We start from the raw sequence: 24,283 nt of genomic DNA on the forward strand, positions 1-24,283 counted from the left end.
ATCGTCCGACACCAAGAGGCCTTTCCCACCATTGCTGAGCCGCAGCACGACCGCCACCGCGAGGTCCGTCCCTCAATCGCCCTCACCACGACCGGCCCGTCCGTCAATAACGCACCCACGTCCACCATCCCTGAGCACGCCACCGCGAACCAGCAACCTCACCCCGCCTTCAAAAGGGCCACCGCTACCGCAGCGGCCGCCTTTCCCGGCTCGGTCCAGACTCGGCTGCTCAACACCGCCGGCCAAGCCGCATCGCCCAGCGCGGCACCCGTCCCCACGACCGGCCTGTACTCCTCCCGCGAGCAGGACGGGCGATGAGCGCCCACAAGGTCAGCGTGCCGACGTGCCCGCTCTTGAACGGCGAAACCACCGCACCATCCAGAGGCCACGTCCGCGCGGAGAGCAGTTGTTTCACACCGCTGCAGATCTCGCCGACGCGCGCGCTTTTCCTCATGCCATCTCCGGGCCTGCAGATCGCGATCAGCCGCCGACTACGAGCGCTGCGGCCCGCTGCCGCCCCCGCCCTGCCGTGAACCCCTCGCTCATGCCCAGCGCGCCTGGAAAACTCCAACTCCCTTGTCAGAGATTCCTTGACAAGGATGGGTCAATAAACACGCATCAAGATCGAAAAGTATCGAGAAATCCCGCTCGCCCACCCAGATATCCCCCGCGCGACCACACGCTCCCAATCGCGCCGGCCGCCTCCACCGAAGGAAAGACGACCTTGAACAACACCACTTCAACGACCCCTTTCCCCTTCGCCGGCCCCCACCAGGACCGACGTGGCCATCGCCCCAATCCCGCCCTGAAGAACCAAAAGAAGAGAAACTCCTGTGGCGCTTGGGATTTTGACACCCCATATGACACGATGGTCAGCCACAAGACGATCATCAGGAGTCGCCCACAAACACCCGAACAACAAAAAAGACGCCCCCCAATGAGGGACGCCCACAACTTCACACCGACGATCTCAGCTCCCCAAGGATTCCCGGCCCAACGGAGCAAGATTTCACACGTCAATCTGGAGGACACCATATCAGGTAGCCCCCGGCTCACCACAGCACGCCCTGATGCCAAAAGCACGGGCGAACCCGCCTGCGGTCCAGCCGTCGATCCCCTCACCAGCCAACCTGCCAAACCGGCTGATGATCAAACCCCAGGTGACAGCAAATCGCGACACGCCGAAATCCTTAGTGTTCCACTAACAGCCTCCAGGTGTGCCATGATCCTCACCATGGCCACTCATGGAGCTACGGGAGCACGACGCGGCGAGCGCCGCCGCAAGCCCTCCCGCACCAAGGGGAGCGCGGAGCCGTGGGACATCCGCACCACTCTGACGCCATTCCTCGCAGACAAACTGCTTGACCTCTGCGATGCAACGGGGCTGAGCGCCAACGCGCTGCTCAGTGGTCTCGTGGATCAAGTTCCGGTGGACCCCGAAACCGGGCGACCGCAGGGCTGGGCCGCAAACGTGCAGGAGACGATGCCGATCGCCAGCTAGACACCCAGGGTTTGAGCCCCCGGAACATATGTTCACGGGGGGCTTCAACACCACCATTTGAGGATCCTCAGCACCGGCCTCGCAAACCACGCTGACGATCTCTCTGCTAGATCAGCCTGACGGCATCGCCGCTGGGTCGACCTTTTGTTGTCCGGGAACGAGTCCCTATGGAGGGGATCATAGCTCACGGACCCCGGGATAGCACTGCCATGCCTCTTTTGGGCGTGTCTGAGTCCATCACAGGGGCGATAAGTGCTTTTCCTGATCCGCGAACAGCTGAGCGCGCGCGCACGCCGATGGCGTCGACGACCGCGGTGATCAGCTGGATTTCGAGCGCGCTCGAAATCCCGGGCATCTCAGACAGCTCACGCAACGCATCAACCCACTCCCCCGCCACCTCTCAACGCGCTCAGCCATCTTCTCCCGACGAAGACCGCTGGCAAGCAGCTCGCGACCTGGCCGCAGAGACCTTCGCCCGGATCACCCCGCTACTGGCCCAGACACTGCGGATACGGCACAGCCCCAACGGCGGCGAAGACTTCCCTGGCGGCGTACACGAACGGCCGCTATCACCCCACCGGCCAAAGCTGCCCGACCGGCCCACCGCGATCGCTGTATTCGACCGCGCCAGGGGGGAAGGACGCCTGCTCGTAGCCGACCTCGATGTCACCAAGGCTCAGGCAACCGGCCTGACCCGCCAAGCGGCCACCGAGCTGGTCGCCACCGAGGCCACCGCGCTGATCGAGTTGATCCAACGATGCGGCGGACGCGCAATCAGCGACGTCAGCCCCAGCGGCGGCCGCCACGTGTACATCCGATGGGCACGACCCCTGCCCTGGCCAGACCTCCGCGACATCGCCCACGCCCTGGCCCAGAGATTCATCTCCTTCGACACCAGCCCGATGTCAGGCCCCGCCGCACAGATCCGCACCCCCGGCAGCCTCCACAAATTCGCCGCCGGCGGCTCAGGCCGCCTCAGCGGATACCTGCGCCTGACCATCCCCATCGCCGACGCCGAAGCAATCTTGCGGCGACCCTGCGGCCCCAAGGTCTGGGCAGCGCTCCAAGAAGAGCTCACCGCCGAGCGAGCGGTCCTGGCCGCCGGCCGCAGACCCCGCTCCTCCAGCTCGGCCGAGCCCGGTAGCGACGACGACCAGACAGTCAGGGACGCTGCGGCATGGTCAGGCAGCGGGCAGACCTGTCCCTCCTGTGCTGCCATCATCGACGTCCCCTTGGACAACGCGGGCTCGCTCTGGCTCCCCCGCCGCGGCGGCCGCCGCGCACCTCGAGCAGATCTCGACCAGCTGGCCCGCAGCGGGGACTGGCAGAGCCGACGAACCAAATCAGCCTCAGAGCTACGTCTGAGCGTGCTGAACTCCATCGCCGCAGCGGGCTGGCGACTGGGCGAAGTGATCCAGGAGATGGAGCACGGTCGCTGGCCTGGCTTGGCCCGCCTGCTGGAGTCCAAGCGCCCCAGCCAGCATCGCCGCAGGTTGGAGGGCGATTGGCGAAAAGCCGTGACCGGAGTCGCATGGCAGAGACATGTCCGCAGGTGCAACACAAGCCCGAGACAACCTTCCACGCCCCCCCTGGTGTCCCCTACAACTGAGGGGGGTGGTGCTACCCCCGCGGTCGTCCAGAAATCAGGGCTTTACATTGTAGATTCGAAAGAAGCGGCGGCCTCTCCTGACTCCGATAGCTCCCATCCCCGGGAGCGAAATATCTGGGGAGTGCGCACCATCGATCCGGATGTCGCCACACAAAGAGTCCTGGACCACTGGCAGCAGATCCTGCAATGGCGCACCGCGGTGTATCTGGCCGAGCGCGACGAAGAGCGCGTCCGAAACTGGGGCCGAGCCGCGCCTCAGATCCGTATGCTGCTGCGAGGGATGGCCGTCGCAGCCCGCAAAGATGGTTCAACCTGCCCAGCCTTCGGAGCGCGCAGCCTGTCGCAACTCGTCGGCATGGACTACACCACCGTCGCCCGCCATCTCAAACGACTACGCGAAGAGGACAACAGCCTGATCGACCGAGTTGAAGAGGCATCGGGAAAACGAGCCGATCGCTACGAGCTGAGCGTGCCCGACATCTACAAGGCCGAGGCGCGGTGGATCCGCTGGCGGGGCGGCCGCATCGACTGCCTGCACCCTGCGCTGCACGCCCTCGGCGCAGTCGTGGCGCTCGTCTACGAGCAGCTCAACAGCGTCGAGACCGGCTCGACAGAACTCGCCCGGCTAACTCTGATATCTACGAGCGCTACCGCGGAAGCCTTGCGCACCCTGGCCCAGCTCGGCCTCGCTGAACGTGGACGAGCCGGCTGGTATCGAGGCGACCGACCTTTGGAGGAAGTCGCAGTCGAGCTCGGCGCCGACGTCATAGCCCGCGAGCGACGGAAGCAGTATCGCAAGCACCGCGAAGACTGGTGGGCGCTGCTGGAGGCATGGCAACTCCCCCCAGCCGATCGACCCGATCACCTGCAACCCCGTCGTCGTACCCAGGCTCCGCACGTCCTAGACGCGACCGCTGGGGAGGAAGCGCCCTGGCCAGAGGAGCCCGTAGACAACGGTGAGGCAGGGGCCTATGACTACCTTGAGCAAAACGACGAATTGTCTTTAGCACCTGGACTAGGCACGTCCGAAGTGGCGGGAAACCCGACTCTCGAGCGAGGAGGTCTTGGGGAAACAGAACGGTCAGTGCTGCTAGTGCATGCATCCTCCTCCAAGCGGGGTGGCGACTACTGGCAGGATCCTTAGAGTGAGTCGAAAGGAGTGACGGCGATGACGTCGGTCCGAGGTGCGATTTTGGTCTTTCGATCAGACGATGAACGATGCGCTTGCCCAGCCAGCCGGCGGCCCGCCTCCGGCTCCCCGGCCAAGGCGCACACGGTGACCATCGACCTGATGGACGGCGAGCACACACTGGGTGCTCACCGTGAGGCGCTGCGCGAGTTCGCCCATCGCCAGAACGGCGAGGCCGACCAAGAGGAAGCGGAAGCTGCCGAGCGGGGCGAGGTCCGTGACCGCCAGGCGAAGCATCGCCGCGAGTGGGTGGCCGCCGAAGCCCTGCTCAATCGGATCGACGACGTACTGTAGGGCCGCTCATGACCAATGACCACGCTGCCGACCGTCCGGCCGGACGGCCCCAGCTGATCGCCACCGTCGCCGAGCTGGCCGCCCTAGCCGCCGCCGTCGAGCCCGACGCCCCGGTGTTCATCGACGACGCCCAAATCGAGCCCGGCTCCGACCCGGCCGACCACAAAGCCTGGGCCGTCGTCGCCCAGCGTCAGCTCACCCTGGCCAACGAGGCCGGGCAGGCGGCCGGGCCGGGCGAGCAGGTCGGCACCAGCGCGCCGGACGAGCACGGCAGGCGGCACCTGCTGGGCACGCCCGTGCTGATGCTGACCGAGCGGCGGCTGGCTACCCCCGGCGTTATCGGCCCCGTTGCGCACCCGGCCGACCCTGAAACCCGCCGGTATGAGGCGTACGAACTGCGCAGCGATCAAGATCTGACCCGCTACCTGATGGAACTGCTGGACGCGGTCGAACGGCTGCGAGTCGAGACCGAGCGGGACGCGCATGACGACGACCAGCAGTTTCATCCCCTTGCCCGCGCCCACCTCGGCACCGCTGCGGCGCACCTACAGCAGGCACGCGCCGCGATCGACCGCGCCACCGGCTACGGCATCGCCTGCGAGCTCATCCGCGGCTACGACCTGGACGACGACAGCGGCAGCCCCTGCGACGCCGAGCGCCTGTATGACGTCCTGGTGTGGCTGCCCGACGAAGGGTACGAAGAGCTCGCCTGCCCGGTGCACGGCGCAGTTGTGGTGCGTGTCCTCCCCGGCGCTACGAGCCGTCCGAACCCCAACGCTGACTACGGTAAACCGCGTCCGAATGGGGACATCAGCTGATGACCAGCTCTGCCCGCTCACTGCCGCCCCTGCTCAGCGCGGCCGCCACACTCCTGCAGCGCGTCGGCGAGCTGTTACCGGTGAGTGTCACCTGCCAGCTCACTCACCCATCGCTGGCGCCCGTGACCCTCACCCCGGCTTCCCTGCACATGAGCCGAGACGATCAGCACGCCGTCGTGAAAGCGATCGCCACCGCACTTGGCTGGTCTTGCCGTCGCCTGCCCAACGTCGATGGAGGCTGGGTGGCGGACGGCCGCATCGACGGCATCCCAGTCGAGGCGCTGGCCGCACCCATAACCTGGACCAGCACCAGTGGCGAGCGGGCCGTGCGCGGTACCGGGATCACCACCGCCGACCACGCCGCTTTGCTGCTTGACCTGGTCGATTGGAGTGCGGCGCTGCCCACGCACGGTATCGCCGGGCTGGAGGTCCGCGAGGACCTGGATGCCGGCGCGCTGCGGGCTTGCCTAGTCGTAGCCGACCGGGCGACCACCAAGGAGATCGGCGAGCTGGTGCTGGCCGCGCCCGACGACGGCTGGTCCGGCTACGCCGGTGCCGGTCTTCTACCCACCGGGCACGATCTGAGCGTGAGCGTTGGCCGCTACTGATGAACCTGTGCGCCTCTTATCTGGAGTTGTTGGCCTCTTCTCGCAGGTCAGAGTGAGATGATCTATTCAGGCAAGTAAGGCATGTTGACTCGCTCTCGCAGCATGGTGCGAGGACCGGCCACAGGTCTCGACGGCTGTCAATGGCCGAGTGCGTGTCGACTTAAAGCCGTCCCATCGATCATCGACTGGATGTTCCGTTTCGCTGGCGCGTGTCCCGCTGGCCGCGCATCATCGGAGAATGGGCTCGTGCGGCGGTCACCAATATGCCTTCGTGATCCAGACACGGGACAGCAGTGACCCGCACTGGTCGTGGGTCACCGCTTTCGGCAGCAAGGATTGCCTCGTGATCGGGCGCGGGGTGGTCGACGATGCCGTGGGAAGTCCGCGAGTCTTCGGTCGCGCTACCTTCCGTGCCTACCTGGATAAGCTGGTTGCACAGGTGCCTGCAGCGGTCGACTACTACTTGTTCGACGACGATCACGGCACTGACTGGCGCATCCTGGTATGGGACGTCCCTGCCACGGGCTACGACCAGCGCAGCACGGTACCGCCTCCCGATGATCCGATCCGCGCGGGTTACGCCCTTGTACTGGCCATCGAGGGCGGCGAACCGCACTACGTGGGCACATGGAATGGAGTCGACGTCCGCAAGCGGCTACACGATCTGGTGATGCGGGCCGAGGCGTCGCGCACCAGGGAGGCCGCTCCTCCTTCCGTCTAAGCCGGCCCTTCTAACGCGGTGGCGGCCTGGAGCAGGGCGGGCAGCGCACCACTCCCGCCAGGCCGCCAAGGAGGCGGGCCCGCCCGCGAGCCGGTACGGCGAACTTCTCGAAGTGTTCCGGCACATCGCGACACGCTGCGACGAAACGATCGGTGGCGGACGCAACAACGAGCGCGGTGGCGCTGCCCGCAACGAATACGACAAGCTCGAACGCAACGCCACCGCCATGACCACCGTGCTGCCCGCGCTGACGATGGCCGCTCAACGCTGGATGAAGCCCATGCACGCACCCCTGAAGGAGAAGCTTCAGCGGGAGCTCGACGAAGCACGCGAGGCCGCCGGGGAACTCCCCTGCTACTTCAACACCGTCGAGCAGTCCCAAGTTATTCTTGCCATGGATTCAGCCCGAGCGAGGCGCCGCCGTAGCGGCGACCCCAAGCCCTGAACCAGCCGGCTACTCATCGCCCTTCGAGGGAGCCCCTTTTTCCGCTCAATCAAGGAGACAGTCATGAGTAGCAAGCCCTGGCAGACCGGCCGGTGGGATGTCATCGCCGGCCATACCGTCCGCCCCAGTCGCTGGCCCGAGGACTTGACCGCCTTCTACAGCGCCTACGTCGGCGGCGCCGACGACATGGTCAAGTACATGCGCGCTGCCGGGTGCTGCGCCCCCGGCAGCGTACGGGGCTCGGGCGGGCACCCCCACGTCTACGCCGCCGATCTACACGAGCGGATGGCCGAGCCGGGCCAGTGGTGCCTGGTGTGGGCCGAGGCCCCGGTGGAGATGTGGGATGGGTGCCGTAACACCGGACACCCGGACCACCTCCTCGCCGTCATTCACCCCAGCGGGATGTCCACACCCGCTGCGATGAGGGAGGCAGCCATCCTCATCGCGCGTCTTCGTGTAGCGCGCGCCGAGTGGGAGCTCGCCAAGCTCCTCATCTAATCCCGTCGTCCATCTGTAGATAGGCGAAGGAGGAAATCGTGGACGACATCACCAGGTGCGATCGTCTCCGGGGAAGACCCCGCGCTGATCACTGACTGATGCACCCTACGGTGAAGCCGACTAAAGCAGCAGGCGAAGGCGCCGATAGTTCCGAAGAGTCCACTCATACCTCCAAAAGATGTCATAGTAAAAGTGACACCTTTTGGAGGTATGAGTGGACGCCAGCAGCATCAGCATCTGGGAACTCCAGCCCGACGCCGAGATTCCCACCCACGCCTGGACGCGGGCATACCGGACCCTCCCCACCTCCACCACGCCCAAGTTCCCTTATCCCCACGCCACCCTGTACGGCCAGCCCGAGAACCGGCCCCTGTCGGTCCGGGTATGGCTCGACGTGGACAACGGCTACCTGTGGACCACGCCGCAGACAGCCCGCGGCTACGACCCCCAACCCGACTACGTCACCCAGAACAAACCGAACTACGGCTACGACAACATCGCCAACACGGTGGTCGTCCGCCACCCGCTTACTCCCGCCCGGCGCGCTCTGGCCGAGGAGCTGCTGGAAACCGCCGCCCCACCCGTGGCGGACTACCCAGTCCCCCCCGAGGCCGCAACCGTGTTCCGCCGCGCCGGCTGGACCCCCGACCAGGTGCGCGAAATCCACACCGGATGGACCACCACCACCGCCGACGACGCCCGCGTCTGGACCGCCCACAGCTACGAATGGTGGTGGCAGCAGAGGTTCCCCAGGACAGGCCCATACCGGACGGTCGACGCCGCCGACCCCCGCCGACACGCCGACCTACCGCCCACCCCGCTCACCGCCAGCGACGCCGCCCGCCTGCTGGAAGCGGGTACACGCTTCGACGTGATCGACGCCTACCTGCACGCTGGCATCGTCGATGTCGAGCAGATCCTCAACGCCCGGCCCCCGGAGGTGCCCGACGACGCCACCCGCATCATCATCGGCGACTTCATCGCCCTCGACCCGGCGGCAGCACGCGCCCACCTCAGCCAGCACCCCCACACATGGGTGAAGCCCGTCATCTCCGAGACAGGCCCGCAACTGCTGCACATCGACGAAACGATCTTCTCTGACACGTGGATGATCTGGTCTGACGGGCAGATCATCGGCCGCAGCCACCTCATCCTCCCCCCAGAAGTCGAGGATGGAGAGCCGCACCGCACATGGGCACCCGCCCGGTTCACCGTGGCCGGCTTCGCCATCACCGCCCCGCTGCTCTACGAGATCATGCACGCCGACAACCGGGCCGACCTGACCCCGGACCTCTGGATGCCGTGGCAGGACGCCACCGGCCTGACCAGCACCGTCACCCACGAGACCGCCCAGGACGTCGCGGTCGGCCCGCACGCCACGATCCGCAGCGAGACCACGATCACCCGCCACACCATCGCCCTACCCGCAGGAGAAGCGACCGCGTGGGAAGTGGCCGACACTCTCGCCGACAGAGTGCACGGCCGAGACACCACGCGGTGGCTCTACACCGACCTCGATGAGGCGACCGCCCGCTACACGGAAGTCACCGAGGTTCAGCCGCCCGTCGCCACCATTGAGCAGCTCGCCGAGCTGCTCGGCGTGACCGGCAACGCCATCACCCAGGCCATCCGCCGTGACAGGGGCCTCGCTCGCGCCGACCGAGAGACGCCCCGCCGACCGGGATTCATCCACCGCAACGGCCGCGCAGAACTCTTCCCCACCCGTAAATTCATAGCCTGGTGGCGCTCCCGGACCGGGCACGGCCCCGGCCGCGGACACCGCTCCAACCAGTAACACCCGCGGTCGTCCATCTGTAGTAAGTAGAAGCAGAAATCACCCCGAGGAGCTGAGCATGAAGCCCTGGCAGCAACAGCGCTGGAGCGTGATCAAGGGCTGCACCGTCCGCCCCAGCCGTTGGCCCGATGGCCTGACCGCCTTTTACTCCGGATACGTCGGTACCGCCGACGAGCTGGTGGAGGCTATGCGCACCATGGGGCGCTGCGGTCAAGCCATCAAGGGCAAGGGCGGGCACCCAGACGAGTGGGCGCGGGAGATCCGCCAGCAGCAGGACGACGATCAGGTGTGGTGTGTGGTCTGGGACGAGTCCCCGATCGAGATGTGGGACGGCAGCCTCAACGCCTACAGCCCTGAGCACGTCCTCGCCATCGCCACCCCGCCCGGCATGTCGAGCATGGGGGCCGCCCACGAGACGCACATCCTCGCCGCCCGGCTCAAGGTCGCGCGAGCCGAGTGGGAACTCGCCGAACTCCTCGGCGAACCCCGCTCATAAGGAATGCCTCATCGCCCCTTCGAGGGGCCGGCCGCCCGATCGGGCGGCCGGAACTCAGCGAGACCCCCAGGAGGGGCCATGCAGGACAACGAGCAGCTCGCCGACTGGCAGAAGGAACTCGAAGGGCTCCCGGTCATCCCGCAGGACACGCAGGAGGAGCCGCTGCCCGCCGAGTGGGCGGCGCTGAACACCGCCCTCGGCGGCACGGTGAACCTGGCCGGCGTCTGGGAGCCGATCAGGCGCAGCCCAGGTCGCCAAGAAGACCGGGGGCACGACCTGGTCGAGCAGTTGGAGCAGCGAACCCACGGCCGCCCCTCGATTGTGGCCCGGCGACTCGGGCAGGTGCTCGAAGAGCTGATTAGCAGCGATGACGGCAAGGTCCACATGGACATCCCCGACTCGCAGGGTGGGGTGCTCAACATCACCGCGTGGTGCTGGGACTCTGTCCTGCCATGGTGGTTCCACGCAGACCTGAAGATCACGGTCGGCCCGGTGACCCTGGTCACCAGCGACTGGGACAGCGACGCCATCACCTACATCGACGAGCCGGAGGGGCCGATCGGTCACGTCATGGCGGGATGGCTCATCGGATGGGTCGGCCGCTTGGGCATCCAGGGCTACGCGGGCCTGGTGCCCGAGTCGGACGAGCTCCCGGAGCTGGTGACCCAAGAGGAGTTCGCCACTCAGTACCTGCGGTAAGCCGCACCGACGCAAAGAACGCCCCGTCTCGAGTAGCCGCAAATGAACGCGCATCTCGCCAGCCTGCTGGACCTAACCGGAACTCCATAGACGCCTTTTTTAGAGGTGCTTCCACAGATCCACGTGCTTGAGAGGCTCTAGGGACGGCGGAACATCCACGACGTACAGGTCGAATTTTCCTTCTACCTCGGACGCCTTGGGGACGGTCCAAAAAGAGACATTCGGCTGCGGGTCGAGATCGCAGAGCACCCTCGATGTGCCTGTCGTCTTCTTAATTCCACCCTGCTGGTAGAACTCCATGAGATTCCTTCCGAACATTAACTGCCAGCCAATGATATCAAAAATGCAACGATCATGATACGTATGGCGTAAGTTGCGCCTGGAAAAGGTCTCCGACGCTGTGGTCTAGCCGCGGCTCACGTCCGCAGAAAGCGCGGTCATGGCTGCGGGTCGGAATGGACTGGAAATTTGGATAGTGACCCCCTGACCAGCGAGGATAGTGCCGTCGAGGCCTACCCGACACAGAAGGCGGCGACTCCTCCTTGCAAGGAGGAGTCGCCGCCTTCTATCGATAATTTTTATGCTTCATTCTGAAGCTTCTCGGGCGGGAGCTCCGCGTCAAGCTGATCTAAGAATCGCGATACGATCTCTGTCAGCAAATGCCCGAACAAGCCATGCCGGGCGTGTACCCGCAAATCACCCTCTAGGTCTGCCATCATATCTTTCAATGGTCCAGGAATAGTGGTTGATCGCGATGGGGCCTCTTCGTCGGAAATTGTCCTACGCGACTTAGCCCACTGAATACATGTGTCCAGGTCCGCTGGAGTCACTACGGCTAATGCCGCTGCATATAGGTGGTTCTCTCCGATGCTGCGTCGTTTAAGGACCTTGCGATAACGGACCATCGCGGCTGTAGCCCGTTTTTTTAGATCATCAGGGAGTCGGATCGAAAAATTCTCCCATCGCTCATCCCCATCGTAAGCGAGGAGATAGGCGGCAGTGAAAGCTTTACCCGCTGGCCCGAGCTTGGCACCTCGCGGGTGGCTTACGCGAGGCAGAGCAATAAGAGCACGAGATGAATTTGATTGGCGAGCGACCTGACGAGAGTGACTCTCTGCTTCGGGCTCGGAGGGCGGTTCGGCGTTGGCCGGCGGCTCAGGCACCGGGGGCGCTTCGGCCGCGGTTGGTTCCTGGACCGGTGCTTCGGGCTCGGAGGGCGGTTCGGCGTTGGCCGGCGGCTCAGGCACCGGGGGCGCTTCGGCCGCGGTTGGTTCCTGGACCGGTGCTTCGGGCTCGGAGGGCGGTTCGGCGTTGGCCGGCGGCTCAGGCACCGGGGGCGCTTCGGCCGCGGTTGGTTCCTGGACCGGTGCTTCGGGCTCGGAGGGCGGTTCGGCGTTGGCCGGCGGCTCAGGCACCGGGGGCGCTTCGGCCGCGGTTGGTTCCTGGACCGGTGCTTCGGGCTCGGAGGGCGGTTCGGCGTTGGCCGGCGGCTCAGGCACCGGGGGCGCTTCGGCCGCGGTTGGTTCCTGGACCGGTGCTTCGGGCTCGGAGGGCGGTTCGGCGTTGGCCGGCGGCTCAGGCACCGGGGGCGCTTCGGCATCATCTTCGACGACTGGACGGCCGAACCCAGTGATTGACTTTGGCTTCAAACGCGAAGATGCGGCCACTGTCACACTTCCTCAAGGATCGGTGTGCGCATGCTTTCAGGCCAAGCGGTTTTCCACGCTGCCCTTATTTCAGCAGCTTGGGGATGGTTGATGGCTTCGATTACTTGAATTGCGATACCTTCTGCGACCTGGGAGACGCGGCGAGCAGTCTCGCGATCGCTGCTTGATCCGAGATATGCCGAAAGCGGAGCTTCTGCGTTCTGGCTCTTATCGACGACCGTGTAGCCTGGCAAACGGCCCTTCAACAAAGGGACATCGTAGCCTTCCGCATGATGCTCCTGAGCATCCCGGACCTGCGCAATTAGATTCTGCTGCGTGTTGGACCGATCGACGTATTCATTGAATACCAGACCAATTACCTCAAGCTCATCCCGCCGGTAGCTTTCTCTCACATCCTCTACGAGTAGGAGAGTCTCCGGGATGGCCTCAACGCCGAAGCGCTGAGCCTGAGTCACGAGCAGGGCGTGGTGGGCAGCCATGGCAGCCTGAACCGAGATAAGCGAACCGCCAGGTGGGGTATCGACTAGGACAACGTCCCACTCGTGGTTAGGCGGAGTCCCTCCCGGCTCGCTCGGTAGGAGAACCGCCTTGGCGAGGCGTTCGAGGTCACTAGGCCTCCACGACTGAGCCTGAATTTCCAAGGCGCGGTAACAGGAAATCAAGCCGATAGTGCCGATCTTCCCTGGGAAGAGCGGCCCTCCCCGATAGAAAGCGTCCTCGGGAGCGTAACCCCAGTCGACGATCTGAATTGCTTCGGATGCGATGCCGTCAGCGTCGGCGTCGATCACTTCGATCACGGTCGGTGTTGTAGGCGTCATGATCGCCTTACCGCCGAGGCGGGTAGTACCTGATGTCTCGAGCTGAACTTTCTTGCCCAGGCCTATAGAGGCATTGCCCTGAGGGTCGAGGTCGATGACGAGAACTCGAAGCCCGAAACGGGCGAGAGCATCAGCAAGTAGCAACGTAAGCGTTGTCTTGCCAGCACCGCCTTTACGCATCATGAGGGCGATGACGTTAGCCATCGTGGTTATCTCATGCAGGATCCATGCAGATGGAACTTGCGATGGAGTCGTCTGCGGGGGTGTAACAGACACTGGATCCGTCCTTCTAGTGGCGAGGATGCGCGGCTCGTCGGAAGAATCTCAGCCGCAGCAGACATCTTAGGGACAGCAAGGTGAGTCATCCGGAATTTCCAGTGAAGGCGGCGAGTCTTCATGAACCTGCGAAGCACCTTGGCCCTCCCCTGTGTGACTGTATGGCTGTGTGATTGTGTGAAACACGTATCCCCTGAACAGGCACTTTTGCGATTCCGTTACCTAAAATCAGGTTGAAGATGCGTCGCAGGTACAGGGGAAGCGGAAGGAAGCCAGGCCTTAAATCCACGCCTTCGATGCAGCATCGTTATCTGGGCCACTCTTCGTGCACGCGGCGAAGAGTACTGCCGAGCTGTTTGGATCGCCGCAGCAGATCGAGGTGGGAGATCTGCCCAAACCACCAGGAACATCTCATGGGTCGCGCTTCGCGCGGCGTGTTTTTCTGGGGGCCACGCTGGCCCCCAGACCCCCTCGCGTAGGCCTGGGCGCGTTCACCGTCTGGTGGCTGTCCAGGCCGAGGGCGGCCTGGACAGCCACCAGACGGGCGCCCAGTCCACCGACGCCGGCGACGCCACTGATGACAATAGGTGCGGTCGGCGAATCGAGCCCGGACGCGTAGCTGCAGCGGTCGAGCTCGAGGTCGAACTGTGCCAGGTGACATGTCGGGGGAGTGGTGGGGTTTCGCGCTACGCGCGATCTGTGCGTTCCTAAAACCCACTGGGCATGGTTGGCCGGAGAGCTGAGCTGGGGAGCCGTACCAGGAGTCGGAATGATGAGTGCGTTCGGTCGGCCTCTGGTTGAGGGCTAAGGATGGCGACGTTAGGCACCTAGAAGGGGGCCCGGTTCCAACGGTGAAGGACATAGAACTTCCCATTTGAGCCGTAAATATGCTATAGTTTTACTTGTAGGAAAGTGGGGTGTGGCACCCCGATTTCCACATCCACCGCATCACGGACGAAGGAAGCACTATGTCTCAGCCCGACACCGCAGGCCTGCCTGGTCAACGTATCGTTGGCCAGGATCGAGCCTTCTTGGTGCAAGAGCCCGCCTGGCAGGAGCTGGCCGTTCGGCTCACCAAGTACTTGGCTGACAGCCCATCATGGGAAAAGACCTTTGGTCGCCCGGGTGCAAGCACGTGGAGTTCGCCCGGCTCCGGCTACCAGGTGTATGTCCCGGAGCGCGGCTGCGATGCTGAAACGGCAACCCTGTGGGTGGCCTCGGCCATACACGTCGTTACCTGTGCCACCTATGGCTTGCCGGTTAACACGTCTCCTGCCGAAATGGGCATACGAGCCGCTCTAGCTGCGCACGGGTTCGCCCCGACGTTTAGTCGGTGTTCGCACGCAAGTGCTCAGGTTGCCGATGGGGGTTGCTTCTGGCAGCAGATGCAGGCCAACCAGGAGGCCCACAGCGAAAGACTCCGCGCCGTCGAAGAACGCTACGAGAGCGTGATCACGGCCCTCACCGAGGAAGGAGTTTCAGATGTGGATCTGACCGACAGCGGCGCTGGCATGGTCATCGACATCGTCCTGGGCGAAGAACGTTATATCTGGGTGGATGCTTCCGTCGACGCTGTGCCCACGAATCCCGGTGATCAGACTGGCTGGGTAGTTACCCAGTTCTTCCTGGGCGACGATCACCCCACGTTGGTCATCTACCGGTCGGAAAGTCCGGAGATTGAACCGATGGTGCAGAAGGTCGCCACTCATGTGCGGGAGTCGCTGGTATACCTCTACCGGGCCGCTCTGGAGGGTGGCCGCGAGCGAATCTGTCCGCGCTGCATGCGAACGATCCAGGATGGGCGACTTCCGCAGGAACCCTGTGCCGGCTGCCATCCGTGACCCGCTTTGATGTGGGCCTCGACGCACATCCGTCGAGGCCCGGCTCGACTTCAACGGGTAGGGGGAGAACTAGGAGCTGTTTGGGGTTCGGATCTAGGTGAGGCTCGGTGGCGGGCTGGCCGTGGCTGGTAGAACTCGGACGTGGCGCGCTTTGATGTGACAGATGCCGAGTGGGCGTTGATCGAGCCGTATCTGCCGGTGGCGGCTACCGGGCCGCTGCCACGGCGGATGCGTGATCAGTTCAACGGGATCCTGTGGCGTTTTCGCACTGGATCTGGCTGGCGTGACGTCCCGGAACGCTACGGGCCTTGGTCCACGCTCTACTCCCGGTTCAACGGCTGGGCCAAAGCCGGGGTGTTCCACGGGCTGATGGACGCACTGATCGCCGAGGCCGCATCACGCGGGCAGGTCGGGTTGGAGGTGGTCAGCGTGGACTCCACGATCGTGCGGGCGCATCAGGAGTCGGCCGGGCTGGCGGTCGCCGGGGAGACCCTGGATGCGCTGGAGCAGGCGCTGACCGAGGAAAAGGGGGCTCCGCTTCCGGAGCAGCCGCCGGTGCTGCGGGTGATGCGCCGCAGGTCACACCCGGCGCGGACAACGCGGACGACGCGGACGCGTCGTCGGGCCAGGATCGTACCGCCACACGGCGACGCCGCAAGGCCCGGGCACAGGCTGCCGAGCTTGGCCGATCCCGAGGCGGGCTGAGCAGCAAGGTCCATGCGGCGGTCGATGCGGCCGGGCTGCCGCTGGCCTTCGTGCTCACGCCCGGTCAAGCCGCCGACTGCCCGCGGTTCGTCACCGTCCTGGACAAGATCCGCATCCCCGGCCGGATTGGCCGGCCTCGGACCCGCCCTGCGGCGGTGGCCGCGGACAAGGCCTACTCCTCCAAGGCCAACCGTGCCTATCTGCGCCGCCGCCGGATCACCGCGGTCATCCCGGAGAAGACCGATCAGCAGGCCAACCGGAAGAAGAAAGGTTCAGCGGGCGGGCGGCCCGTCGGCTTCGATCCGGAGCGCTACCGGCAGCGCAACACGGTCGAACGCTGTTTCCAGAAGATCAAGACCTGGCGCGGTCTGGCCACCCGCTACGACAAAACCCCGGAAAGCTACGAGGCCGGACTCTACCTCCGAGGCTCGATCATGTGGCTGAAACTTCTCACCTCAACCACATGATCCGAACTCTGAACAGCTCCTAGGTCACCTTGGGAGTGAAGGTGACCCCCGCAGCTCACCGCGGCTGGCCGCGACTGTAAGAACGACGGAGAGATCCGTCCATCTTTTATCGGATGGACGGATCTCTCCGTCGTTCTCGGCTCTGACGGCGAGCCCCGGCGATGCGTCTGAGCATGGGATGTGATGGGCAGCCGGCGATCTATCTGTTTGGTCACCTAGAGCGCTGCGTTGAGCAAGTGCGAGTCCGTAAGCACGCCAGGAGAGCTGCCTCTGGTTCTGTTCGTGTGAAGGAGGAACGTTTGTCGATGAAACTCGGCAACACCCCTGATCACAGCGATGTCGTGTCGATGAGTTTTGGCAACACCCTGGCCCTGGCGATGAGAGCATCAAAGTGCTGCTCGCCGCAGAGGGGACCCGATGCTGTCGCAGTCCAAGACAGAGCTCTACGCGGCGATCCGACGCGATATGCGAGGTGGGATGTCGATCCGCGCCGTGATGCGCAAGCACTCTGTGTCCTACCTCACCGTGACCAAGGCTTCCGCGTCGGCCTGGCCCGAACTGCGTAAAAACCGACCCCGCGGCCGACACGGCTGGCACGGACCCGCTCAAAAGCCGAGCAGGCCAGCGCGGGATAACAACGACGGGGAGGCCTTGGACGTGGCCCCCGAGGGCCCTCTCGTTGGGGACGTCGGGGGCCGCGTATGCTTATCGATCTTGCATCGGTCAGAAGCCGGGCGGCCGGGTCGCGTCCGGGCCTGGCACGACGCGTAGAACGATCACGCCATCGTTGTAGGTTTCAGCCGACGAGACCGACCAGCCGGGATCGATGCTGGAAGCAGGCACGTTCTGCTCCGTGTGGCCGCCCCGGCCCCCATTCCGCGCCGGCCAGTCGAGCTCATAGGCCACCTTCAAGTCATGCTTGCGTACGACGCGCACCGCCTGTTCGACGGAACGTCCCTGGATTTTGACACCCGCCAGCGCCTCACCTGGCCAGCTCGCGTCGGCGCGGAACGCGTACTTTTCGCCGGGCTTCGCGGGACGGCCCAGGAAGAACTGTGCGGGCCCATTGATGTCCGCGGCGACGCGGAAGGCCTTCAGGCATCCTTCGACACGCTCGGCGCAATCGAACACGGTCGCCGACGCGCCCCCCTCGAGGTCGGGCCTGTCGAACCCGAAGACAGGTCCTTGCTCCTGCGGCGACACGGGGATCAGCTTCACTGTGACCTTGTCCAGACCGACCGAGTGGAAGGCCTTCTCCAGCTCGGCGGGAGTGGGATCACCGTCGGTGATGTAGAAGACGTACCCGTCACCGTCGCGGTCGATTGTCACGGCCTGGCTGGCATACACCTGCTCGGACGCCCCGATCAGGGAGGGTCCGACGACGAGGGCTCCCGCCAGGACGGCGGTCGCGGCCAGGCCGAGCAGGACGCGGCGAGGAGAGGGCATGCGTCGTCGCCGGGCCGGAGCTTGCTCCAGCAGGACGATCTCCGCCAGCAGCGCGTCCGCCTCAGCGGAGGACGCCTGGCCGGCCAGGTCCTCGTCCAGCACCTTTGCCCGGTTCTTGAGGATCTGATTGTTCATCGTGACTCCTTCTCGACGAGAGGCCGCGTTTCGAGACAGGCCGATGGGCGGATCTGCTGCAGGGCCTTGGTGAAGCGCTTGCGGGCCCGGTGCAGGCGGGTGCGGGCGGCGGTTCGTGAGCAGCCCAGCACCTCGGCGATCTGTCCGGGGTCGAGATCCTCCCAGACGGCCAGGGTCAGCAGCTCGCGATCATCGTCCGAAAGCGTGTCCATGGCCTGGCCCACCTCGTCAGGCCCGCTCAGGGGGAAGGGCGGAGGGTAGAGAAGCTCGGTCTTGGCCGTGAGCTCGGCGTGCCGGGTGGCTCTGCGTCGCTCGCCGCGACGGTGGTTGGCCAGGACCCGCCGGGCCACGCCGTACAACCAGAGCCTGCCGGCCTCGCCGTGCGGGAGCTCGTCCATCCGCCGCCAGGCGATCACATAGGTCTCAGCCACGACGTCGGCCGCGTCCTCGGCGCAGGAACAGCGCCGCATGGCGTAGCCGAGGATCTGCTCGTACGTTCGCCGGTACACGGCCTCGAACCGGGACCGGTTGTCTGTTTCATCCACGCGTCATCCTTGTCAGACCTTCCGAACGCTCAGGGGGTTTCAATCCCTACGTGTCCGCGAGCGACCGCAGAATTACAGGCCAATACGACTCACGCTCTGCCACCACTTCGTCACAAGCGGGTCAGAGCCCGAAAGGTCAGCAGCCGCGCGTACGCACCGTTACGGCGAGAAGAACGCCGACGCGGACCGCGTTCATCTGAGGTGCTGAAGTCGGACGAGGGCGGGGCTGTCCAGGCAGCCCCGCCCTCACATTCAGGGCAAAGGGGGCATGAGGCTGCGCCGAGGATCTCTGCACTGTTGCTAAATCTCATCGACATTCCGGCCCAGTTGAGCCGCTGGCGTTGCGCGAACTCGTGAACAAGCGTTGCTGCTTCTGATCGATGCAATCATGCCTCAGATGCAAGGTGGCCATGGTGCCGTTGGGCTCTATCCGAGGCAGCGTGGCTCTTGAACTCCCTTGTGCAGGCCCAGTCGAGTTCGTCGACGCCGCCGGCCGGATAGGGCAGGGGGAGGAAGGCCAGGGGCGCGAATGCACCCATCGGGTGTGGGACTGGACCGGAGTGGCGACCAGGGGAGAGCGAGGGAGGTTTCGCACCTCGCGTGCTCAGCGCTGTTCACGGCTCCCGAGCACGTCAGATGCGAGATACGGGAGAGCCGATGCCCGCCCGCCGCGCGGAGGTGAGCCTCCGTGTCAGAGGCGGATGCGCCATGAGCGTAGGGGACGTCACGCATCAGCAGAACCTTTGATCAGCACTGATCTACAAGACAACCCCATTTGAGCTATAAATACGCTATAGTTTTATATGTAGGAAGTTGGGGGGTGGCACCCCGGCTCCCTACGTCCACCGCGCATCACAACGAAGGAAGATCACGTGCTGCATCCTGAACAGAATCGGACCCTTTCGCTCGGCGGTCTCTCGTTCGGCGAGTCGGACTGGCAGACGGGAGCCGACGGGCTCACGAAGCGACTCATGGACAGTCCCACGTGGAGGAGGGGAGAGACCACCTGGCAGGGAACCCTCTGGTACGCCTCGTGCGGCCAGCAGATCTGCATTCCCCACGGTTTCCTGGAGGAGCGGGTCGGCTGGCACCAGGTCGAAACCGCCAGTCACGCCTTCGCCTGCGTGGAGCTGGGCCTGCCCTTCACCACCCCACCGCAGGCCCTCATCCGACTGCTGACCATCGCACAGAGCTCTGACCAGGCGGTAGCCGAGCTCGCCCAGAAGGGTCACCCCGAGCTGACCTGCCAGCTACTCAGTACGATCGTGGCCCGTACCGGCAAGCAGCTCGACCCCGATGACACGCCCACGGCCGAGTTCCGGGCGATCACCATCGACGACGGACGGTCGAAGCGAGGCGATCGAGTCCGAGCGGCTCTGAGCGCCTGGCACGCGGTGGCTCCTGAAAGCGCCGATGATTGCGAAGGGGTGGGTCACAGGGCAGAGATGATGCTCGCTGATGTCCTGCATCTGCTTGCTGACGAGGACTCCGAAGTGGCCGAGGTCATCATCTCAGCCGTTGGCCTGTTCATCGAAGAAAGAACCAGGCAGGAGCCGCGATCTGAGCACTGGAATCTGACGTCGTTCGGCGCTGAGCTCATCGGCGAGCTCATCGGCGCCGTCAATCATCAGGGTGGTCCCGCGCACCAGATGCTCGGCACGGCACTGCTGAACGCCACGTAGCTCGTAGCAGCGATCATCTACTCCGGCGCAGGTCTAGCGACCTGCGCCGGAGTCCCACACCCCCACACCACCTGCGAAAAGGCGCCATCACATCTTCGACGCGGGCACGCGGGCTGACGCCGAGGGCCGGCCGGGAGATGACCGGTGCGGACAGAGCCGAGTTCCGCATACGGGCGATGCACCCGCATGCACGAGCCCGTCGCGGTGGCAAACCACGGTGATGCCGCCGCGGTACTGGTGAGACCGCGCGACGGCAGGGATCGGGGACGTCGCCAGGACGTACGCGCGTAATTGAGTGGGAGCGATGACAGTGAGAACTATCCCTATTGAGCTTTAATTATGCTATAGTTTTATATATCGGAGTTGGGGCGTGGCACCCCGGCACCACATCCACCGCATGCACAACGGAAGGAAACCCATGACGAATTTCAAGCTTCCCGCCAGGGGGACGGCACCTCGCTGGCACGAGGAGGCCGACGCGCTCACCGAGCTGCTCAAAGCCAGCAGCATGTGGCACTCCCATGGGAGCGAGGAGCGAGGCACTCTCTGGCGCACCGAGGGCGGCACTCAGGTATGCGTTCCCACCGGGCAGCTTCCTGTCCTGACGGCTTGGAAGCTGATCAACGAAGCCAAGCGCACGATCGCCGACGTCCAGACCCACGCGATGGCGCTGGCAATGCCGGACACCGTTCACAGCGCAGTGATCACCAATGCGGGCCAGAGCGGAGTATCTGCGTAGCGCCTGCCCAAGGAATCCGGCTTGCCCGTCAACCGGCGGGCAAGCCGCCCTTATGTTCCCGCGAAAGGTATGGGATCAATGCTTACGGAGGACGGTGATGATCGGTGAGTACTGCGCAGGTGCTGCGGTTTGGCTATGAAGGTGGGACCGGGAGCCAGGTGTCGGCCGGTTTGAGAGCCACTTGCTGATCAACGGCCTTGGAGTGTCAGTGAAAAAGAGAGCCATGCCCCAGAGGTCTGGGCCATGATTCTCGTAACGCTGTGTGATTCCTAATTGGCGGACCGTGATGCCGGGCAGCGTGGATATGAAGGAGCTGCAGCGCCCCCGGCCCCTGTGCGGGGTTGCCGGGGGCGGTGCGTGGGGTCCTCAGGCCTGGTCGTGGAGCTGGGTGCGGGTGGCTTCGGCCTGTTCGGCGATGGTGGCCAGGACGGTCTCCGGGACGCCCTTGTCGGCGAAGACCTCCACCAGCTGGTCCAAGACGGCGTCGGCCTGCTTGATGTCGCCTCCGTCGGCGTGGGCGCGGGCCAGGGTGCGCATGGTCTCGTTCAGGGTGATGTTGTCGACGCCGGCGTCGGTGCCGGGGTCCAGGGTGGTCTCCACGACCGTGCTGAGCTGGGTGATGCTGGTGTCGGTGTCGGCCGCGCGCACGTCGATGCCCTCGGGGGTGAGGGTGAGGAAGTCGCGTCCGGCGTTGGTGCCCTTGGCCATCAGGGCGTAGACGGCCAGGGGGTGGTCGGGGTGGTCGGTGATGAGGGTGTCCAGGGCGGCGTTGCCGTCGGCGAGCTGGGGGGCATCGGATCCGCGCAGGGCCAGCAGGGTGCCCTGCTGGTCGCCGATCAGCAGGTCGCCGGCGGCCTTGTCGGCGTCGTCGACGGGCGCGTTGACCGCGATGGTGTGGTCGGGTGAGGCGATGACGGAGCCGTCGGGGGCGGTGTAGCGGGCCTGCAGCCGGTAGGTGCCGGGCTGGGTGAAGGTCAGGCCGGCTGCGCCGTAGCCGATGTAGGCGCTCTCATACAGGGCCGGAGTGGTGGCGTCCAAGGTGACGCGCTCCTGGCTGCCGCACCTGCGGGCCAGAGGCTGGAACAGGCGGGTGTCGGCGGCCGGGTCGGTGATCAGGATGGTGAGGTTGTCGCTGCCGGGGCTGAGGTTGGGGGTGGCCTCGGCCTGCGGGAGGGTGCCGTCCAGCGACAGCCGGATCTGCACGGTGACGGGTTCGCCGTGGGAGAAGGCGCCGCTGCCCGACAGGTCCAGGCGCAGCCCGGACTGGCTGGGTGCCGGCGGGGTGGGGTCGGCCAGGGGGACGCTCGTGGTGAGCGGGCCGCGCTGGACGGGCAGGTCGCTGTCGTCCAGCGCGGGCCGGTGACCGGGGCTGTCGGCATCATGCTGGGCGACGGTGTGGGCGGTGCCGACCCCCCAGGCGTATCCGCCCGGGACGACGTTGTAGTAGAAGCCGTGGCGCAGGTGGCGCAGCTCGTTGGCGGTGAACGTCCAGGCGAAGGCGGCGTAGAAGGCGGCTTCGCGCTGCTGTGCCGTTGCCGTGGGTCCTGCCGGGTAGTTCTCGGCGTAGTTCATGAACGACAGGTCGGCCATGCCGCCCTGCGGGCCGCGGGTCGATTCGGGCTGCTTTTGCCAGGAGTGATGGATGTTGAGGGCGTGGCCGATCTCGTGGATATAGCTGAACAGGCCCTCGCGCCTGCCGACGTAGCCGGCCTCCCGGGCGGTGTCGTAGAAGATGGCCATGCCTTGGCGCTGGAAGTCGTCGGCGAGTCCGGTGCCGGCCCAGTCGAACATGATGCCGTCGCAGCCGTCGACGGCGCCGTTGGTCTCGTGCCGGTTGGCGATGAGCGTCCACAGTTTCCACTGCTGGGCGTCGCGGTGCAGGCTGAAGTTGGCGACCATCGCGGCGTGCAGTTCGGCGTCTGACCACGCCGAGTTGGCGCCCGCTCCGGTCAGCGCCACCTGGTTGGGGACACCGGCGGTGCGCACTTCGATTCCGGCCTCGGCGTAGGCCGCCTGCACGGTAATGATCTTCTTGGCCAGGCCGGGCGGGCGCGGGTCCTGGGTGGTGGCGTACTGGGTGGGCAGCTCGGTGCCCGCCAGGTAGTCGATCTCCCAGTCGATGCTCCGCAGGAACCGCGAGGTGTAGAAGCACACGAAGGTCAGGCCGCTGCCGTCCGCCGCGCTGACCGTGACCGTGGCCGTCCCGCCCGGGGCGAGCTTGTCGGCCGAGACCGCCACCCTGCTCATCCAGTTGGGGAAGGCGAAGCTCACGGTGCCGGGAATGGAGAGGGCGGTGGCCGAGGGCAGGGCGACGGCCTGGGTGCCGTCCAGCACGAAGGAGTTCTGGTAGACCTCCGCGCCGTTGGAGGTGGCGAAGATGTCTCCGGACACGACCGGCAACGCGCCGGCCAGGTCGACGCGCAGGTCCACCGTCCAGATGCCGGAGGTGCCGCGGAAACGTCCGGTGGGCGGCAGCCGCAGGTTCTTGTGGGCGGCCGGCAGGGCGCCGAGCCCGGCCAGCACCTGGGCGTAGGTGCCGGTGGTTGTGGGGCCTTTACTCCAGTCGAACCGCATCGCGCTCTCGCCCTTGATGAACAGGGTCTGGTAGCTGCCATCAGCGGTCGGCAGCATCACGGCGTGATCGAAGTCGCCGTTCATCGGCGCGGTCAGCTTCTTCCACCCGGCCTCGCGCAGCCCCGAGAGCGGCCCCGGGGTGCTGGCGCCCTGGCCGGAGGTGATGATCGTGGCCTGGTCGCCCTTGATCAGCAGCGTGTACGTCGGGTTGACGCCCGGCAACCCCATGACGACGTCGACGTCGCTGCGGAACGCCGCCGGCAGGTAGGACCCGAAGTTCGGCAGCCCGGTGACCGGCCCGGTGTACTTGGCGCCCACCCCCCACGCCCACTCCAGGCACATGTCCCCGGCGATGAACACGGTGCGCTGCACACCGTCCGGGTTGGTCATCGAGAACGCGGCGTCGCTGCAGCTGGCGAACGGCTCGGGCAGCGACGACAGCGCGGGGCTGTAGGCCGCCGTCAGCAGCCCCTCGCTCACCAGCGCCGTCTGGTTGATCTGCGCGACCCGGTCATCGCGCAGGAACAACGCCCTCCACGGATTGTCTGTCGTCGGGATGATGGCCGTGAATCCTGTGGTCTTGCTGCGGATGAACCCCATCGTTCGCGCCTCCTGGCCGGGTCCTGGAGGACCCACGGCGCTGACGCTAAGCAAGCGCGTCGATACTCACAATGAGGACATCGAGTCAGGTCAGACCGAAACAAACCGAATGAGG

20 protein-coding genes and 1 pseudogene are annotated in these 24,283 nt (G+C 65.4%); 16 read left to right on the forward strand and 5 right to left on the reverse strand.

Translation table 11 applies throughout. From position 1 onward, the window contains the following. The 12 genes from J2853_RS46900 to J2853_RS46955 all read left to right on the forward strand — a co-directional run. The coding region (locus tag J2853_RS46900; protein WP_307569301.1) for a hypothetical protein at positions 1-318 on the forward strand (318 nt) is incomplete at its 5' end. 904 nt (positions 319-1,222) lie between these two features. Next, the gene (locus J2853_RS46905) at positions 1,223-1,501 is read left to right on the forward strand and encodes a hypothetical protein (RefSeq protein WP_307569302.1); all 279 of its coding nucleotides are present in this window, start codon (positions 1,223-1,225) and stop codon (positions 1,499-1,501) included. A gap of 224 nt (positions 1,502-1,725) precedes the next feature. Further along, a complete protein-coding gene (locus J2853_RS46910) occupies positions 1,726-4,254 on the forward strand; it encodes a helix-turn-helix domain-containing protein (protein WP_307569304.1) in 2,529 nt (842 codons plus the stop codon). 132 nt (positions 4,255-4,386) lie between these two features. Next, entirely contained in the window at positions 4,387-4,593 is a 207-nt protein-coding gene (locus J2853_RS46915) for a hypothetical protein (RefSeq protein ID WP_307569306.1), read from the forward strand. 8 nt (positions 4,594-4,601) lie between these two features. Continuing rightward, complete coding sequence (locus J2853_RS46920) at positions 4,602-5,411, forward strand: hypothetical protein (RefSeq protein WP_307569308.1); 810 nt, start codon at positions 4,602-4,604, stop codon at positions 5,409-5,411. After that, positions 5,411-6,019 carry a hypothetical protein gene (locus J2853_RS46925; RefSeq protein WP_307569310.1) on the forward strand — a complete coding sequence of 203 codons (609 nt, stop codon included), beginning with the start codon at positions 5,411-5,413 and terminating at the stop codon, positions 6,017-6,019. Before J2853_RS46920 ends, J2853_RS46925 begins: the two co-directional genes overlap by 1 nt. Before the next feature lie 271 nt (positions 6,020-6,290). Continuing rightward, the gene (locus tag J2853_RS46930; protein WP_307569311.1) at positions 6,291-6,740 is read left to right on the forward strand and encodes a hypothetical protein; all 450 of its coding nucleotides are present in this window, start codon (positions 6,291-6,293) and stop codon (positions 6,738-6,740) included. Positions 6,741-6,852: 112 nt separating this feature from the next. Next, positions 6,853-7,185: a hypothetical protein gene (locus tag J2853_RS46935; protein WP_307569312.1), complete on the forward strand. Its 333-nt coding sequence runs from the start codon at positions 6,853-6,855 to the stop codon at positions 7,183-7,185. Positions 7,186-7,248: 63 nt separating this feature from the next. After that, on the forward strand, positions 7,249-7,683 hold the full coding sequence (locus J2853_RS46940) for a hypothetical protein (RefSeq protein ID WP_307569314.1): 435 nt from the start codon (positions 7,249-7,251) through the stop codon (positions 7,681-7,683). A 214-nt stretch (positions 7,684-7,897) separates the two neighbouring features. Beyond that, entirely contained in the window at positions 7,898-9,478 is a 1,581-nt protein-coding gene (locus J2853_RS46945) for a hypothetical protein (protein WP_307569316.1), read from the forward strand. A gap of 58 nt (positions 9,479-9,536) precedes the next feature. After that, positions 9,537-9,974 (forward strand): hypothetical protein, encoded by a 438-nt coding sequence (locus J2853_RS46950; RefSeq protein WP_307569317.1) that lies wholly within the window; start codon positions 9,537-9,539, stop codon positions 9,972-9,974. A 78-nt stretch (positions 9,975-10,052) separates the two neighbouring features. Continuing rightward, on the forward strand, positions 10,053-10,673 hold the full coding sequence (locus tag J2853_RS46955; RefSeq protein ID WP_307569319.1) for a hypothetical protein: 621 nt from the start codon (positions 10,053-10,055) through the stop codon (positions 10,671-10,673). 99 nt (positions 10,674-10,772) lie between these two features. On the opposite strand, the gene J2853_RS46960 is transcribed toward J2853_RS46955, so the two are convergent. Then, entirely contained in the window at positions 10,773-10,973 is a 201-nt protein-coding gene (locus J2853_RS46960) for a P-loop NTPase family protein (RefSeq protein ID WP_307569320.1), read from the reverse strand. Between the two features lie 1,369 nt (positions 10,974-12,342). Next, entirely contained in the window at positions 12,343-13,362 is a 1,020-nt protein-coding gene (locus J2853_RS46965) for a ParA family protein (protein ID WP_307569322.1), read from the reverse strand. Between the two features lie 1,040 nt (positions 13,363-14,402). Between J2853_RS46965 and J2853_RS46970 the strand changes: the two genes are divergently transcribed. Together J2853_RS46970 and J2853_RS46975 are read left to right on the forward strand one after the other, a co-directional pair. Further along, complete coding sequence (locus J2853_RS46970) at positions 14,403-15,275, forward strand: hypothetical protein (RefSeq protein ID WP_307569324.1); 873 nt, start codon at positions 14,403-14,405, stop codon at positions 15,273-15,275. A 141-nt stretch (positions 15,276-15,416) separates the two neighbouring features. Next, a pseudogene (locus tag J2853_RS46975) lies at positions 15,417-16,447 on the forward strand (IS5 family transposase). Positions 16,448-17,170: 723 nt separating this feature from the next. On the opposite strand, the gene J2853_RS46980 reads toward J2853_RS46975, so the two are convergent. Together J2853_RS46980 and J2853_RS46985 are read right to left on the reverse strand one after the other, a co-directional pair. Then, complete coding sequence (locus J2853_RS46980) at positions 17,171-18,028, reverse strand: hypothetical protein (RefSeq protein ID WP_307569326.1); 858 nt, start codon at positions 18,026-18,028, stop codon at positions 17,171-17,173. Beyond that, on the reverse strand, positions 18,025-18,573 hold the full coding sequence (locus tag J2853_RS46985; RefSeq protein ID WP_307569328.1) for an RNA polymerase sigma factor: 549 nt from the start codon (positions 18,571-18,573) through the stop codon (positions 18,025-18,027). Before J2853_RS46985 ends, J2853_RS46980 begins: the two co-directional genes overlap by 4 nt. Before the next feature lie 872 nt (positions 18,574-19,445). On the opposite strand from J2853_RS46985, the gene J2853_RS46990 reads away from it, so the two are divergent. Together J2853_RS46990 and J2853_RS46995 are read left to right on the forward strand one after the other, a co-directional pair. Further along, the gene (locus J2853_RS46990) at positions 19,446-20,255 is read left to right on the forward strand and encodes a hypothetical protein (protein WP_307569330.1); all 810 of its coding nucleotides are present in this window, start codon (positions 19,446-19,448) and stop codon (positions 20,253-20,255) included. A gap of 418 nt (positions 20,256-20,673) precedes the next feature. Then, the gene (locus J2853_RS46995) at positions 20,674-20,994 is read left to right on the forward strand and encodes a hypothetical protein (RefSeq protein WP_307569331.1); all 321 of its coding nucleotides are present in this window, start codon (positions 20,674-20,676) and stop codon (positions 20,992-20,994) included. A gap of 366 nt (positions 20,995-21,360) precedes the next feature. Here the strand turns inward: J2853_RS46995 and J2853_RS47000 are convergent, their stop codons facing one another. Next, on the reverse strand, positions 21,361-24,204 hold the full coding sequence (locus J2853_RS47000; protein WP_307569332.1) for a hypothetical protein: 2,844 nt from the start codon (positions 24,202-24,204) through the stop codon (positions 21,361-21,363). Positions 24,205-24,283: the final 79 nt, after the last annotated feature.

It is taken from the genome of Streptosporangium lutulentum (genome assembly GCF_030811455.1).
Taxonomy (GTDB): Bacteria; Actinomycetota; Actinomycetes; order Streptosporangiales; family Streptosporangiaceae; genus Streptosporangium; species Streptosporangium lutulentum.